Source organism: Corynebacterium mustelae (assembly GCF_001020985.1).
GTDB classification, from domain to species: domain Bacteria; phylum Actinomycetota; class Actinomycetes; order Mycobacteriales; family Mycobacteriaceae; genus Corynebacterium; species Corynebacterium mustelae.
Window position 1 is genome coordinate 2097767 of sequence record NZ_CP011542.1, and the last position, 16563, is coordinate 2114329.

The 16563-nt window shown below is 53.4% G+C and carries 14 protein-coding genes; 7 read left to right on the forward strand and 7 right to left on the reverse strand.

Annotated features, from left to right (window positions below; all coding sequences use genetic code 11):
- Positions 1–36: 36 nt before the first annotated feature.
- From CMUST_RS09540 to eccCa, 5 genes are all read right to left on the reverse strand, one after another.
- A complete protein-coding gene (locus tag CMUST_RS09540) occupies positions 37–858 on the reverse strand; it encodes a hypothetical protein (protein WP_047262318.1) in 822 nt (273 codons plus the stop codon).
- A 97-nt stretch (positions 859–955) separates the two neighbouring features.
- Positions 956–1771, reverse strand: coding sequence for a hypothetical protein (locus CMUST_RS09545; RefSeq protein WP_047262319.1), 816 nt, complete (start codon positions 1769–1771; stop codon positions 956–958).
- Positions 1772–2347: 576 nt separating this feature from the next.
- Complete coding sequence (gene ffh, locus CMUST_RS09555) at positions 2348–3952, reverse strand: signal recognition particle protein (RefSeq protein ID WP_047262321.1); 1605 nt, start codon at positions 3950–3952, stop codon at positions 2348–2350.
- A 176-nt stretch (positions 3953–4128) separates the two neighbouring features.
- Positions 4129–4497: a hypothetical protein gene (locus CMUST_RS09560; protein WP_047262322.1), complete on the reverse strand. Its 369-nt coding sequence runs from the start codon at positions 4495–4497 to the stop codon at positions 4129–4131.
- Positions 4498–4630: 133 nt separating this feature from the next.
- A complete protein-coding gene (gene eccCa, locus CMUST_RS09565) occupies positions 4631–8659 on the reverse strand; it encodes a type VII secretion protein EccCa (protein WP_047262323.1) in 4029 nt (1342 codons plus the stop codon).
- Positions 8660–8756: 97 nt separating this feature from the next.
- Between eccCa and CMUST_RS09570 the strand changes: the two genes are divergently transcribed.
- Positions 8757–10196 carry an EsaB/YukD family protein gene (locus CMUST_RS09570; protein ID WP_047262324.1) on the forward strand — a complete coding sequence of 480 codons (1440 nt, stop codon included), beginning with the start codon at positions 8757–8759 and terminating at the stop codon, positions 10194–10196.
- Here the strand turns inward: CMUST_RS09570 and CMUST_RS09575 are convergent.
- Positions 10193–10951: a hypothetical protein gene (locus CMUST_RS09575; protein ID WP_236690100.1), complete on the reverse strand. Its 759-nt coding sequence runs from the start codon at positions 10949–10951 to the stop codon at positions 10193–10195. The two genes, CMUST_RS09570 and CMUST_RS09575, sit on opposite strands and share 4 nt — an antisense overlap.
- 109 nt (positions 10952–11060) lie before the next feature.
- Between CMUST_RS09575 and CMUST_RS16560 the strand changes: the two genes are divergently transcribed.
- The 6 genes from CMUST_RS16560 to CMUST_RS09605 all read left to right on the forward strand — a co-directional run bounded on the left by CMUST_RS16560 (position 11061) and on the right by CMUST_RS09605 (position 15746).
- Positions 11061–12668, forward strand: coding sequence for a MinD/ParA family ATP-binding protein (locus CMUST_RS16560; protein WP_144414167.1), 1608 nt, complete (start codon positions 11061–11063; stop codon positions 12666–12668).
- Positions 12665–13312: a lysozyme family protein gene (locus tag CMUST_RS09585; protein WP_047262326.1), complete on the forward strand. Its 648-nt coding sequence runs from the start codon at positions 12665–12667 to the stop codon at positions 13310–13312. Before CMUST_RS16560 ends, CMUST_RS09585 begins: the two co-directional genes overlap by 4 nt.
- Complete coding sequence (locus CMUST_RS16000; RefSeq protein ID WP_052844628.1) at positions 13309–13647, forward strand: hypothetical protein; 339 nt, start codon at positions 13309–13311, stop codon at positions 13645–13647. The genes CMUST_RS09585 and CMUST_RS16000 overlap by 4 nt, the downstream gene beginning before the upstream one ends.
- 24 nt (positions 13648–13671) lie before the next feature.
- Positions 13672–13920, forward strand: a complete 249-nt coding sequence (locus CMUST_RS09595; protein ID WP_047262327.1) for a hypothetical protein — start codon at positions 13672–13674, stop codon at positions 13918–13920.
- A gap of 117 nt (positions 13921–14037) precedes the next feature.
- Positions 14038–14748 (forward strand): hypothetical protein, encoded by a 711-nt coding sequence (locus tag CMUST_RS09600; protein ID WP_047262328.1) that lies wholly within the window; start codon positions 14038–14040, stop codon positions 14746–14748.
- 68 nt (positions 14749–14816) lie between these two features.
- Positions 14817–15746: a hypothetical protein gene (locus CMUST_RS09605; RefSeq protein WP_047262329.1), complete on the forward strand. Its 930-nt coding sequence runs from the start codon at positions 14817–14819 to the stop codon at positions 15744–15746.
- 22 nt (positions 15747–15768) lie between these two features.
- Here the strand turns inward: CMUST_RS09605 and CMUST_RS09610 are convergent, their stop codons facing one another.
- On the reverse strand, positions 15769–16539 hold the full coding sequence (locus tag CMUST_RS09610; RefSeq protein WP_047262330.1) for a hypothetical protein: 771 nt from the start codon (positions 16537–16539) through the stop codon (positions 15769–15771).
- Positions 16540–16563 lie beyond the last annotated feature (24 nt).

Below are 16563 nucleotides of genomic sequence, written 5' to 3' on the forward strand. Positions count from 1 at the left end.
GGTTTCCGCCCTAGCAGTAACTGGTGCGCCTGTGGTTTAGAAGTCGATAATGATCCTGGAAACCCTGCCATCGTGGATTTCTGCAAAAACTGGGAACGTTCCATCATCGGCCAATGGAATACTAACGCCCGCTCCTGGGGCACCATCATCAAAGGCCAACTCGCTACCAATGCCACCTTCAACCGCAGCATTAGCTTTGGAGATTTGGTTATATGACAACGTATAAAACGGCGGCGCAATCTCCTCTACTTTTTCCAGCCGGCCGCATTCAACCGCCTCAACAACACTCATACCCACATCAGCAATAACGTCGACTGGGTTGTGAAAATCCACTCGATGTTCATAAACCCGCTGGGTATAAACATCCCTGAATCGCTGCGCGTTGTTGACTGGCTCGTGTTTCCAGAACGCATGAACGATCCACGGGTCGGCTATCAATAATTGCGTCGATTCCACCGCAACATGTCCAACACGTACGATACTTTCATGAAAAGGCACCAATCCGTCATTCTCAGTGCCCATCGACGCAGATGGAACCTCACTGGTGTCCTCTACCTGTGCGTTTATAAAACCGTGCTTCCAATCAATGAAACTCTGAATCCGTAATTGGGCTTCCTCCAAACGCTTAATCTCCTGCTCAAGGTTCGTGAAAGCAGCAGGGATCATGTTCTCTTCCACCCGCAATGCCGCCAGCTCTTCGCGGCAGGCATCCAGTTCCAGCCTCACCGTTTGAAGTAGCCGGGCATCGCTATCACCTATTGATTCAGGTTCTTTTGCTTCAGATTCCGCAGCAAGTTGCTTCCAGGCGGCTGAGATTTCCGCACGCAATTGGTTAGTATCAGAGTCGGTGTCAGCCACTATCGTCTCCTTAAACTTACAAACTTCTTATTTCAACCAGGAGCCTGGAAGCTCAGGTATCGTAAAAACCACCTGCAATGCTGGTAGAGCTACCGTTTTAACGGGTTTTAGCCAAGCCAAACAGTTGCAAAACTTGTGGGATAAAAGCGATAACAGCAGCAGCAATCGCCGCGATAGCTGCAACTACACCAGCAACGATACCGCCTGTTGATGACGACGGATCGTTTGGCTTAGGTGCTGGATCGTTTGGTTGTGGCGCCGGATCATTCGGCTTTGGTGCTGGGGTACTACGTCCCTCAACACAGTCCGTGACGGTTTTCAGCATGCCACCATACACTTCTTCTTGCATCTCCCTGATGTATCGGATCATTCCGTAGCCAGGGCTGGTTTTAGGAATTCCGCCATATAGGGTATCGAGTTGGTTTATGGCAAGTTGTAGCTGGATTTGAATCTGTTTGGCCTCGTCTTTCGTATGAACGGATTCCTTCATACCAAGAAAATTCGACTCCAAGTAGTTAATGATGAATTCAAGCTCCTTGACTTCACCGGTGCTGTATTTATATATAGTGCGCAGGCTCTTTGCCATGTCAATGGCATTCGTTTGTGGTAGATGCTCAGCTGCCCAATCCACCACCTTCTCGCTGCCGCCTGGTGTCTCAGCATTTTCCTGCACGTCTTTTAGACTTAATGTGCCAGTTGCAACTATCTCGTCAATGACCTTCTTAGCCTCCGCTATGATGCGTTGATTTGCGGCAGGCGCTTGAGACTTGTCGGAGACAAACCGGCAGGTTCCCTTGTCATTATCGGTTTCTACGGTTAGACCGATCAATCGTTCATATGCTGAAACACTTGGGGTAGACATCGCGCACATTCCAGCACACAGACCAGCAATGACGATTTTACGGAACTTCATATTCACTTCTCCTGTAGAAATACAATCGGTAACCAAAGCCAAAATTTAGGCAAAGTTAAGTATGTGCAAAGCATATGCTGTGGTGGGCAACTTCCCCAAACCAGAGAGATACATATCACCAAAAATCACAAATGAAGCTACGTACCATGCCATCAACGATGATCAACCTGACGTACGGCGTTACTGGTTGGGTGGCAATCCCCCAGCACGGCGAACTCATGGTTCTGATCACGTGGAAGTAGGTTTCCCACACTTATCCCAAGATAAATTCCTAATGCCCCACCGCCCCAAAGCCAGCAAAATGCTGGAAATACCCCAACTCGACTTTTTCATCGCCCAAGCCCTAAAACCAATCGCGAAACACCGAAAAGGTCGAGTTGCCCTTAAAAGCCTGTACTTTTACTACCCCATGACCACGTCTTGTGATGCTCACCGCCGGTAACTTCGCGCACCACACATGCCGTGTGGCAAGCCAATCCGCTGGCGGTAAGGCAACGAGAATCCACCCAAGGAAGCACAAATTTTTACGCCCCACCAATAGTCTATGGCGGGGCGTAAAAATTGTGATGTTTAGGGCTATTTACCCTTTCCGAAATCCAAATTGTTCAGGTCGATATTTTCCATTCCCTTTGGCAGTTTTGGCATACCAGGCATCCCACCCATGCCGCCTAGCTGCTCTTGCATTTTCTGCAGTTCCGCCATGTTAGGCATACCGGGCATTCCACCTGGCATGCCTGGCATTCCGCCACCACTGCGCCGCTTAGCTGGTTTACGTTTGCCGTTTTTACCTTTACGGCCTTTTGGCTTTTTCTTAGTGGCACTACGCCCACCCATTCCGGGCATACCCATCTGGCCTGCCATTTTGCCCATCATCTTCTTGGCCTCAAAGAAGCGCTCAATCAGCTGATTTACTTCCGAAACCGAAACGCCGGAACCGTTAGCAATACGCTTACGTCGAGATGCATTAAGAATCTTCGGGTCTTGCCGCTCCTGCGGGGTCATGCCGCGAATGATTGCCTGAATACGGTCCAATTGCTTCTCGTCCACCATGTCAGCGATCTGTGACATTTGCGAGCCGCCGGGAAGCATCTTCAACAGGTTACCGATAGGACCCATGTTTCGGATCATGAGCATCTGCTTCAGGAAGTCATCCAGAGTCAACTCACCCCGGGCGAGTTTCTCCGCAGTTTCCATTGCTTGCTCTTGATCCAAGGTCTGCTCAGCTTGCTCAATCAAGCTGAGCATGTCACCCATACCCAAAATCCGGCTGGACATCCGATCCGGGTGGAAAATGTCGAAGTCTTCCATCTTTTCGCCAGTGGAAGCGAACATGATGGGTTTACCCGTGACTTCACGAATCGACAACGCCGCGCCACCGCGGGCATCACCATCAAGCTTGGTCAAAACGACACCGGTGAAGTCCACACCATCGCGGAACGCCTCCGCCGTCTGCACGGCGTCTTGACCAATCATTGCGTCAATAACGAACAGCACTTCGTCCGGATTGATCGCATCGCGGATATTACGTGCCTGGGTCATGAGGGTTTCGTCAATGCCCAACCGGCCAGCGGTGTCGACGATAACGAAGTCATGCTTTTTCGCTTCAGCCTCGGCGATACCAGCCCGAGCCACCGCCACCGGGTCACCATGAGAGGTACCCATTTCATGTTCGAGGGTATCGATAGAGGTGCCCGGGTCAGGGGCGAAGGTAGGCACCCCGGCGCGTTCGCCGACGATCTGAAGCTGCTGCACCGCACCGGGCCGCTGCAAGTCACAGGCCACCAGCATCGGGGTGTGGCCTTTTTGTTTGAGGTAGTGCGCCAGCTTTCCGGCGAGTGTGGTTTTACCGGCACCCTGCAAACCTGCCAGCATGACGACTGTTGGTGGTTTTTTCGCAAGGTTGATATGCCGGGTTTCGCCGCCGAGAATGCCGGTGAGTTCTTCATCGACAATCTTGATTACTTGCTGCGCCGGGTTTAATGCTTTGGATACTTCTACCCCGAGTGAGCGTTCTTTGATCCGTGCGATAAAACCGCGTACCACCGGCAGTGATACGTCGGCTTCGAGCAGTGCGAGCCGGATTTCGCGTGAGACCGCATTGATGTCAGCCTCCGTGACCTTGCCCTTGGAACGAAGCCCGCTTAAGGCTTGGCCGAGCCGGTCTGTTAGAGATTCAAACACGATCTTTTCACTCCTTGAGGTGACGCATTTTTAACGTGAGTAGTTAACGCATCAATACTAGCGGCAAGCCGGGTGTTTGGTCACCTCCGACAAGGTTTTGCTTTTCGACGCCCCACAGGCGCGCACTGGCCAACGCTGCTAGCCGAGATATTCCCGGTTGTATTTCAGCTCACCGACTAGGCGGCTTTGGGCGGAATCAAGACGCCATTGGCCGTGCTTTTTACACAGACGAACACCCATTCTTCTATCCACTCTTTGTTGTGTGGATATTCCCGTTGAACATGAAGCAGGGTGCGTGTGGGCTTCGGTTGCGAAATCTCGTAAAGACGATAATCCGGGGTGAAGTGTGGTTCTGAGCTGATTCCATTCGCCCAAGTTATATGTCGAGTTTTATCGGTGAGGTGAATGTTGGCAAGCGCCTCACCTCGTTGCTGAGCACTTCTTAGCGACGTAAACGCCCGGTCAAAGGTTTCGGGTTCGGGTTGCCCATCCGATTGGTGTACATCGTGAATATGAACTACTAGTGCCTTTGTGCCGATAGTCAATGTCGTCGCCCTTGGCCAACCGTTGTTTAACTTTCTCTATGTCGCCTTCGCCAGCGGCTTTAAATAAGTAATGTGACATGAGCCTAGATAGTAGCGGGCGGCCGTGACATGGGCGTCGACAAGCACAAACATGTCAATCGGCTGGCGGTGTGAACCCAATTTGCACCATTTCCACTCGCCCGGAACGCTGCACCCACTGGGCGCGGCCCGGCGGCAGTGGCTTTAAGAACACCTTGGGGTAAATCTGGCCTTCTTGACGGTCACCTGACAGCAACAAACCGGCGGCACCGGCTTCCCGGATTCCTTGAATCACTGGGTCATACCCGGCGCGCGACATGCCCGACGACCTGCGGGTCACGATCACGTGCAAACCGATATCGGCGGCTTGTGGCAGGTATTTCGTGAGTGCTTTCAGCGGGTTCGTCGATCCCTCGATCATGTCGATATTGTCGACGATGACGAAGATTTCCGGCCCGCTCCACCACGAACGGCTCCGCAATTCCTCGACGGTGACTCCGGTACCTGGTAGCCGGCGTTCAAGCTCCGCGACGATGCCTTCGGCGAGTTTATCGCAGCCGGGTCGGGTGCCAGCGAAACCGCCGAGGAATTCATCGGGGACGACGCCTAGCAAGTGTCGTCGTAGGTCCCACACCCCGAACATGACATCGCCGGGCTTCTTTCCTTTAAGAATTTCGCTGATGAGGGTGCGCAACGTCGATGTTTTACCAGATTGCGAATCGCCGACGATGAATACGTGGCGTTGGTCTTCTTCGAAATTGAACTGCGCAGGCCGCAGGGTGGTCTCGGCTAAACCGATGATTGTGGTGTCGATGTCGGAGAAATCTGCACGCAGCTTCGCCATGTCGACGTTGTCCGGCAGCATCCGTACCTCCGGTGCAGTCGGTCCCCGCCATGCGCGGTTCATCGCCGCAACGATTGCTTGGGGGGTTGGTTCCGGAATGAGGGAAGGTTTTTCCACGTACGGCAATGCGATTTGACTGTAAAGACCATCGGTGGTCAGTGCCCGACCAATAGCCTGAACTTTCAACCCCTCGGCGGGCTTACGACCAATGGCGGAATCCATAGGATCGTTGAGTGCAAACTCAAGTTTATTGCCAATTACGGCCTGAAGCGGCAGCCGGAAATCCGCCCATCGGCCGGTAACGAGGATCACGTGAATCCCGAACGCCAGGCCGCGTTGGGCGATTTCAGTGATGGTGTCGGCTAAATCCTCATAGTCCTTGCGCAGCGTCGCCCAGCCGTCGATGGCCAAGACAATGTCCGCGGCAGGTAATTCCGGCAGGCGGTTTTGGGCGTGCATCTCCCGCATCTCCGCCACGCTGGAAATGTGGTAATTGCTGAAAATCGCCTCGCGCTGCACTAAGAACATGCTCATTTCCGCAACCGTGCGCCGCAATTGGTTTTCGTCAAACCGGGTTGCCACCGTTCCCACATGCGGCAAGTCCTTGAGATAACTCAACTGTGAACCCGCCATGTCAATAAGATAGAAATTCACATCGGTTGGCTTGTGGGTTAATGCCGCGGCCGTCACCAACGTGCGCAACGCGGTGGTTTTTCCTGACTGCGGCGCACCCATGATCGCCACGTTTCCGCCCGAACCAGACAGGTCAAGAACCAATTGCCCCTGCCACTGGGTCAGCGGCTTGTCTTTAATTCCCATCGGAATCCGCAACTGCCCGACCGACTCTGCCGCCATACCTCGTTTCGTAGTTGACTCGACGTTTCCGATCACCGCACCTAATTCAAGGGCATCAGGCAGCGGCGGCAACCAGATCTGTCGGGTGCGCGGCGCTGCTGGCGCTAACCTACCAACCACCAAATCCAAGGTGGTTTCCTCCGACTGGGTAGTCCCGCCTGTTTGCTGTTGTATTTTCGCCTGGAACTCCAACTGCTTCATCCGCAGCCAGGCCTCCGTGGTGTTCATCAACTCCAACGGCATGGGAACCGGCGGCAGTTCCCGCTGCGCAGCCGATTCGGTGGCAACGTATGGTCCAGAAACATACGCGGCTTTGAATCTGTCAAAAATATCGGGATCCACCTTGAGAAAACCCGACCCCGGAATAGGCGGCAAATCATGCGCGTCGGTAGTACCAATCGCGGCACGTGATTCCTGGGCGGAGAAAGTACGCAAACCAATACGGTACGACAAGTAGGATTCCAAACCCCGCAGCTTGCCTTCCTCTAATCGCTGCGACGCCAGCAAGAGATGCACACCAATCGACCGGCCGATACGACCGATCTGGACAAACAGATCAATAAATTCCGGCTTCGCGGCAAGCAATTCGCCGAACTCGTCAATCACTACGAACAACACCGGCAACGGCTCACTGAGCACACCAGCGTTGCGCAATTTATTGTATTCGCCCACATTGGCGAGATTTCCAGCTTCCTGCAGCACCTTTTGCCGCCGTTGAATCTCACCCAAAATCGAATCATGCAACCGGTCCACCAAACCAGCGGCGTCCTCAAGATTGTCGACGATCGCTGCAGTATGCGGCAACGGCTCTAAACCTGCAAAGGTTGCACCACCTTTAAAGTCCACCAAAACCAGGGACAATTGGTCCGGCGGATGGCACACCACTTGCCCTAACACCAGGGTGCGCAGCACCTCCGATTTACCGGAACCGGTCGCGCCCACGCACAACCCATGTGGCCCCATACCGGACTTCGCCGATTCCTTAATATCCAAGGAAATAGGCTCGTTATCCGCGCCAATACCAAACGGAACGTTGAGAAAATCCCGCTCCGAACGCGGCGCCCACGCCTCCTCAATGCTATACGTGGCAAAATTGCCAATCCCAAGCATCGTGTCCAACGCAATCGTCTGTTCCAGCGGTGCATCCGGACTAGCATCTTCGACCAACCGTAACGACGACACCGCCCGCGACACAGATTCCGCAAGTGTTGGCGAAACCTCATCCAACCTGCCATCCCTGCCGCCGTATAATACCCGCTCCACATAGCCATCCGCGCCTTCCTTCGGGGTACGGATCTCACCACGGTCAAGCAACTGCACCGAAAACGAACGATCCTCGTTAATCAACACCCGCACATCCACCCGCGACGGCTCCAAATACTGCACTGTGGAACACGAAATCAAGGTGATCCGAGCCGCATCCAACGACATCACCCCATCAAGATGATCTGAAATTCGGCGGCCAAGCTCTGAATCCATCGACACCACGATAATCAATTGCGGGGCATCAATAGCGGTGAGCTTGAGCTTCGAACGTTCCTTCACCATCTCGCCACGCCTGGAAATCTCCGACAAAAGCGCCTCAGCAGAGGCATCGTCGAAAGAGACTTCCCGTTTACCAATAGGGCCGTCGAAATTCTCCGCATTAAGCAAATGCGGTAGCCACAACGCCCAGGTACCGTCATCATTGACATCAGCCAGCGGCAATGCGAAATGAAACCGCACATCATCGGGAGAATGAAACACCACAATCTGCGACACGACCGCCCGCACCGCCTCAGCGCTTAATTCCCCCGGGCCCACCAGCGACACATTTCCTCGCACCGGAATAGCAATCGGCAAATGCTCAATCGTGCAGGTACGCCGCATCATACGATCCAAATGGGCCTGCGAAATTGGCTCCGCCACCATCATCGGATTCGATGCAGGGGGAACTTTCACCCCTTGGGCAAGCTCTCCCACCCCCGTACCAATGCGGGTGACCAAAAAATCTTCATCACCACGCCTTCGTTCCCACAACCGATACGGATCACGCACCACATCTGTCAGCCCGTGCGGCTGCGGATTACGTGACAACGACTGAGTTCGCTGTTTAATGGCCAACTCGCGAATCTTATCTTCGGTTTCTTCCAAGTGCTCCAAAAACCTCGTGCGTTCGTCCTCCGCGGTTTTGCGTGACCCAGTTTTATTACGAATGAACATCGTAACTGCCGTAAAAATCACGGCAACAAACATCACCCCACCAATAGCCATACGAATGGGATTCCCTGAGGACACCATCATCATAACCATGCCGGTACCTGCAACAATCGGCATAATCAACGTCATGATATTGGCGTTGGTAGAAGCAGAACGAATAGTCGGAACAGGTGCAATCGGAACCGGTTCTTCCTTGGCAATGGTCGCGTGTAACCGCGCCGGGCGGTGCACAATCTTTGTGCTCATGGATTGATCCTCATATCAATAACTGAAAATACAATGCGTCGCAGCGACTGTTTAGCTTACGTCACTTTAGATATAAAAGTGTGCGAACATAGATCACATGAGTTCGACCTTTGTACGAGTTAGTGTGCTGCATGACGACCAACAACTCGACGTTAGCCTGCCGGTTAACCGCCCAGTAATTGACTACATTGACGATGTAATTTCGTTACTGACCGAGGCACCAAAGGATAACGAACCAAATCGGACATTAAAAAATACCCATATTTGGGTGATGTCATCACCCACCCGAGGAATCATTGAGCCATACCTCACGTTGGCCGATCGTGAGATTGTCGATGGCGAGCGGCTATATCTAACCAGGCGCCATGAAGCTGCCCATAGTCCGTTTGTCGATGATGCGCTGGCGGAAGTCCGCTCAACCATCGGTGATGCCCAATGGCGGTGGTTTGAAAAGATGCGCGCTGGCGGTTTAATCGCCTGCACGTTAGTGCTGCTGAGCCTATTGGCGGTCGGCGCTAGCCTAACGCTGCTCACCACACCCGCTGAATCACTATCAACCTTGGTCACCGGCCGATTCGGCGTAAGCGCTGCGATAATTGGGTTTGTCAGTTTATTTGCTTTCGGCTTAGCTATCTGGCGCCCCCAGCAATGGCTGCGCTGGGCTGGAATGTGGCTGCCGGTAGCGGTGGCTGTGATTTCAGCACCATTTCTTATTGCCACACCGGTGTGGTGGTGTGTGGCAATCCTCGCTGCAGCAATTCCCGCTACTGCGGTGGCAGGCCGCAAGCAACCAGTTGGAGCGGTTGCCGGAATAACCGCTTTGGTAATTGGGGCTATCGTTTTATCGGCAGTTGCTTTAGGTTTGCATTTTAGTCTCAACCTCATAGCCATTGCTGCATGGTCAGCATGGTTGCCGGTTTTGCTGCTTCTTCTTGCCCCCACAGCTGCGTTGAAGGCTACTGGGCTTGCTACAATTTTGCGGCGCAATGACGCAGGCGACCAGGTGTCTCGTGACGATATTCGGGCGAAGGCGCTGCGCAGCGAGGCGATTAGCCGGGGAATCGTGTGGTCTGCCATTGGCATTGCTGTTGGAATTTTGGTTATTCTTTCCGTCAGTGGTTTTTGGCAGCATGGCACAATCGCGGCGTTATTGTCGGTGGTGTTATTGCTTAGAACCAATGGTTTCGCCGACGCCCGCGTTATCGTTCCGCTGCTGTTCAGCGGAGTTCTAGGCTTTGCACTGACCGTTGGTGCGGTGGTTTCCTGGGCTCAAGCGGGCTGGGTTGGCAGGCGGGGTCTGCACCCATGGTGGCTACCCGGTTCCGATTCATCCTGGTTAACGTGGTTTTGCGCAGCGGCTGTTATCATTACCGCCGCAATTATCATGATCGTTGCGCAGTTCCGCGCACCGGATGATCTAGCCGAAGCTAAATTGGCGAAGGTAATCTCCACCATCGACGTTTTAATGTGCCTGGCGGTTATTCCGGTTATCCTCGCAGCCCAAGGGGTATTTGTCTACTATTGGGCAACGTTCTAGGGATACAGTCTGGCTAATAATCGGTGATACATGGTCAGCGATGCCGAATCCGTTGGTAGGTGTATTCGATCCCGCGATGTAGTACTTAAGTCGAGGCTGGGCATGGAAAACGTATCTTTGGGCTGGTTATCGGATACGCCACCGCCAAGGCGTACTACGGTCACTCGTCCCTCGTTCGCGGCTTGGGTTAATTGGTGGCCTTTACGATACAGCCACCCATGCTCTGTGTGATGCTTGTCGGTCACCAAAATCACGTGCTTCGCCAGGGCTGTTCCTGCAGATATCGTGTCATGCAGACATGTAAAGGGCAGGTCAATAACAACAGTGGGCCACCGGTGCGCCACCCTACTGACAGCAGTATCCAGTATTTCCGGCTGGATTTTTACCCGGGTGTGGAAATTATTACTTAAAAGTGCAACCGTTCCGGTTGTATCAGCAAAGGTTTCTATTGTTGCCCGGTTGAGCTTTTCGACGTTTGCCTCCGCCAGACCTATCAAATCGCCATCGGTTCCCGCACCAATCGGTCCACGTAGGGGTTGATTGATCCCGTCGCCGTCGACAAGCACTACGGGTTGTTGGGCAACCGCATTAAGCAAAATACCAATACTTGCACTTATAGGGGTAGAAAGAATGCGCTCGTCTAAGGCAGCAACCGCGATGGTCATCGTTTTGTCAATAGTGCGCGGCGGTGTGCGCTGTGCATGGGCTAAGACATTCGATGCCAATAATCGACGCACAACAGCGGGCGATTTCATCCCGGTCATTATCAGCCTTCTTTTTTATCGCTGCTTCAAATTATGCAAAATGATTATAGGATAAGAATCATTCGTGAGTGACAATGGAAGAAAAAGTAGAGATTTAGTGATGAATCAACCCCCAGGTAACAATGGCGGCCACCCAGCGTGGCTACGGATCGATGCCGACGAGGCACCTGAACCACAACACGCTGCGCAACCTAATCCCCCCACTTCCACACCCCACTCAACAACCCCACATACAGCGACACCCCAGGTAGCAACCCCAGCAGCACCTACCCCACCGGCACCGGCTTCTCTTGCACCAGAATCCCCTACTCCGGCTACCCCATACCGCAACGCGGCGCCTGCACAGCAACAGCCATATCAGCCACAACACCAAGCTGAATTGCAACCGCAACAACCATCAGTGCCAGCACCTGAGACGACTGCGTCTTCAGCTGTAACTCCGACCGTGCCAACCCCACAACAACCCGCCGTGCCACGCCATCGGCAATCACCGCAACCGGAACCACAGCACAGTCCGCCACAACCAGCACCACCGGTAGCTACACCGCAAAAAACACCCCTAGAATCTGCGGCTTTACAACCCGAGCCAACGCCTATGCAGGTTCAGCAACCAGCCACACCTCCGCCAGCCGCGTCGCTACCAGCTGAACCTGCTAACACCGCAACTTCACCAGCTACCGCATCAAACGGCACCCCGGTTAAACAACCAGCGGCTGCTACTCATCCGCCGCTGACTGCCACCAAGATGCCATTAGAACAATTCGAGTTGGTGCCGCCCCCTGCACTGGACCAGTCGAATCTAGTGAATCCGGTAAAAACACCACCAAAAGGCGGATGGCGTAAATTCCTCCACAAGATCACTGCGGGACGATTTAACCCAGGCGACTCCGCGAAGCAACGCAAGCACGACGAGCTTTTGGAGCGAATCAACACGCCGCTGCGCGGCGACTACCGTATCGCTGTGATGTCCCTTAAAGGTGGAGTTGGTAAAACCACCACCACAGCTACCTTGGGTGGAATATTGGCGGAAACTCGGGGGGACCGGGTGATCGCCATCGATGCCAATCCCGATTTAGGAACGTTAGCCCAACGAGTGGTTGCCAATAACACTGCCACCATCCGCGACCTCTTGGCTTTAGAAGACACCACTCGGTACCCGGAGATTCGTTCCTACACCACCCAGGCGAAATCCCGGTTAGAGGTAGTCGGTTCCGAGCGCGACCCCGCAGTATCAGAGGCTTTCAGCGAAGCAGAATACCGAAAAGTGATTGATATTCTCAGGCACCACTACAACATCGTGCTCACCGATTGCGGTACCGGCTTGATGCATTCGACGATGAACGGTGTGTTGGATCTAGCAAATGCGTTGATCTTGGTTACCTCCCCAGCATTAGATGGCGCGCAATCTGCGTCCGCAACGCTCGATTGGCTTAAGCTTCATGGCTATGAGCAATTGGCCGCGAATTCCGTCGTGGTGGTTTCTGCAGCACCGCTGCAACGGTCAAGCATCGACATGGATCACTTGGTTAAACACTTCCGTTCCCGTACCCGGGCCGTACAAGTCATACCGTACGATCCACACTTAGCCGAAGGTGCAACAATCGACCTCAACCGGATTGGCAAATCAACCCGGGAGGCGTACCTGGAATTAGCCGCGATCATCGCAGAAGACTTCAACGCTTGGGATAGGCAACCACCACAACAATGAGCGCCACGAGATCTATTCTCATTGCTCTCGCCAGTTCGATTCTATTAACCGGCTGCGTCGAGCGCTTAGAACCTGTCGTGCCCACTCCTGAGCAACGAGTGGATCAAGTCGCGGAATGGTCCGATGACCGGGCACAACCCTATAACATTCCCGAACGTTCACTTCGGGGCTATGCTTACGCCGCTTGGTTAGTAAAAGAGGACTCTAAATGCGTCATTGGTTGGCCGACGCTTGCCGCAATCGGGCAGGTGTATTCTGATCACGGCCGGGCATTGGGGGCGTCGATAAGCGAGTCGGGAAAAGTATCCATACCGCAACGCGGGCTCGACAACATGGGTCCTGGCAAACCCATCGTTCCCGACACTGACGGTGGGAGTACTGATGGCGATCCGGTTAACGACATCGCAGTTGGTCCCATGCAGATCATGCCGTCTCGGTGGGAGCAATTCGCCGAATCAACCGAGCCGGGAAAAATTCCCGATCCCGACGACATCGACGATGCTGCCTTAACTACCGCGCGGATTTTATGTTCAGCAGGTAACCCCAGCACCCCCGAAGGTTGGGATGCTGGCATCACGATGATCGCCCCTAACCCTGAGGTGGTCAAACGCATTCACGCTATCGCCAAGGAGTATTCCCGATGAGTTCTCTACGCATGGCGCTGTCGGTAGCAACACTATCTACAGCAGCCGTTATCACCTTGGTCTCCTGCGGCGAACCTGGTTTTGCCAAACAGGAAAAACTACAGCAACACATACCTCCACTAGGCCAGCTTCCGGAATTACCAGAAAGCTATTTCCCGCCCCCGCCATCAGAAAGTTCAGAACCGCCAGCGCCGCCGACTAGTCAACCTCAGGTTACCGTCACAACAACCGTGACATCGGAGCCTCCGCCACCACCGCCGCCTCCCCCACCGCCGCCACCGGAGCCTGAGCCGGATATCTACATTCCGCTTATCGACGACATTTTGCGCCTGTAGCCAATAAAGCTTTAAGGAACAACCATGACAAGTCCCACTGAGGAACCGGTTAACCACGATAACCGGCCACCACGAAAAGACCATCGATCGGTAATTCAGGCAAATAAACTGCGCACTGAATTGATTGTGAAATCAATTCAGTTTGGCAACACCGAACCCTCGATTAAACCACGCAGTGTAAGAATCCTGCTGGGTTCAACCGCACTCGGTGCTATTGGCATAGTGGCATCAATGGTGATCTCGGTGGTTTTGCAACTGATTCAATCACGATGACATCACAGATGCGGCTATTTTCCGGGTTTTCTAGAAATCCATCGGCCTTAGGTTTACGATATGGAATGCACTTGTATCAATACGTTGCCTGCGGTTTTTACCTAGGCAGCCACGTGTATGTGGAGTTACCTCAAGTTGAGCGAAGAAAAAAATTTGTTAATCGAATACCACCCCGATGCACCCCGCCCGCAGTTCATGTGGTCAGCCTCATTGCCCAGCACGTGGCGGATAATCGAAACTCACCCCGCCCGCTGGAAAGTCTGCGCTGAACGGCTAGTTCGAGACTACATTCCTGGCGTGCGGCTATCGGCAAGTGACCGAAAACTTGTTATGGCGAAACTTGAAGAAGTTGTCGCTCAATCCCAAAAGACCGGTGTACTGCTTGCACTAGTTCAACCAGGCATCGTGGATGAACAAGTAAGCGCCGTCACTCTTTTGCTCCGATGGGTTGATACCGCGCCGTCCCCAGCCAGCGTTTTAGCAATTGAAAAAGAACTAACCAGCAAAGACCCCCAGGTAGAACGCACCGGTAACGATGTGCCTTACGTAGTTGCCTCGACAAGCCACCAGGCTGGGCCGATAACCAACCGCCGCACTGTATTTACTCACCAGGCATATATCCCGGTTTCTGGCACATCCTGGACTTTAGCTGTATCTGCAACCGCACCGAACAAAGAAACCAGCGAATCCGTCGCCGCAATCGTGCGACGCGTTGTTGAAGGAATCAAGGTCTATCCCGACACAGCTGGGGAACGTATCCTCGCCGAACCGATGTCCGAAGACGACATAGCAATGGTTATGACCGAAGACGGCGTTGTCAAACCTTGAACCAATACTCCCGCACTCATATTGACAAATGTCCTGCGGGAGTAACCGAAGCCGGGTAGCCTGTCGGTATGGACCGAACCTACCCGCACCTTACGGAAGAAACCGAAGCCCGCTTTCGCGCTGACTTGATTGACGCTGCCAGCGCGATTGGGGCTTCAATCACATTTTTAGACCCCAATGATGAAGCGATGTTGCTTAGTAGTGACGGTAAACCGTCGAACATGGGGCTTCAAAACGTATCACGCGACTACGCACTCGCCGAAGGCGACAGAGCCAGCGAACTATACGTTATTGGGGAATACTTCAAAATGTTCCAACCAGCCGACCCGGTGGATACCTCCCCGGAGGCAACCAAACAACGGCTGAAAATCCGGGTATCGCCAGCAGAGATGCTGCAGGAACTTCTGTCGCTTAGCTCCGACGTGTCTTTTGATCAAACAACCTCGCCGCTCGCCACCGGTTTGATGACTGCGCTTGTCGACGACCAACCGGTCTCCATTGCATCCATCTCCGATCAAACACTCGCCAATCTAGGAACCAGCGAAGAGCTCTACCCCATCGCCTTAGAAAATACCCGCACCGAACTACTAGGGCAGCAACCCGTAGTTGAGCACATGCCAGGTGAGGAGCACCCCACCGGTTTTACCTACATCGAAGACGCCGGTTATTTCTTAAGCTCAGTGGTGATTTTCCCCGAAATTCTCCAATCCTGGGTGCCTACCCTCAATCCTGAAACAGGCTACATTGTTTCCGTACCAACCCGGGATATTATTCTGGTTGCACCGGTTACCAGCAGCACGGATCTGTTCAACTCACTGCAAACGATACTAGGGCTGACTGTTTCCCTCTATGAGAAAAACAGTCACCCCGTCTCCCCCTACATTTATCTCCAACGCGTTGGCCACGAAATCCTCGAAACCATTGGTGGGCCGATCGTGGAGGACGGCGAAACCAAACTCGTATTACCGCTTCCGGAATACTTGAGCGAATTGCTTTAATCTGCGGTTAACCGGGTAACGGTTATTCCCAGAAACCCGAGTAGCTGAACAGGACCAAGCCGGTTGCCGCAATCCCAGCGGCCACCTTGTGCCAATCAGCGCCGGTGTTATTGCCGTACACATGCTGCATATCCGAAACAATTCCGGCTACATCGAGCTCGGCGCCGGGTGGGCGTCGAAAAGCAAGCGTGGACGCCCCCATTCCCAGTAACGACAACCCGTAACTGGTGGTCATCCGTTCGATGATCGCCGCGACTTCAAACGGGTTTAAATCATCAGCGAAGTAACCGTTTGGCAGACACGCTAAGAAGTCACGCGGATCATCGGAGGAAATGCACAACACGAAGTGCTCGGGATCAACCAGCGAATCGAGGTTGTCGTAAATCTCACCCAACGTTGTGACGTTTTCGTCCGTAGCGTGTAGAGCATCCTGGAGCCCGTCCCACTCTACTTTCAGCGCCGGATCAGCAAAAGCTTTTTGGACGGCATGATACCGATGCAGATCTAGGGCATCTAGATCGTCCTCACCCTCCTCCGACCAGTCGAAGCCATCCTCGAATCCGTGCTTATCAGCAGCATGCCCAGAGGTATAAAGCATCTGCGATAGGAAGTCGAGGGTGAGGTAGCTTTTCCCCTTGCTTTCCTGCGCTACAGCTATCTCGTCAAACGCACCCAGCAGTTCTTCAAAATCGTCCGGATCGAAAATTCCATGCGTTGCCATGAGGTGAAGCCTGGATACATCATCGTCCGGCAGTTGCACAATTTCGATTGGCTGGGATTCTTGTTCTTCCACAGATTTATCCTTTCACAAACTTTG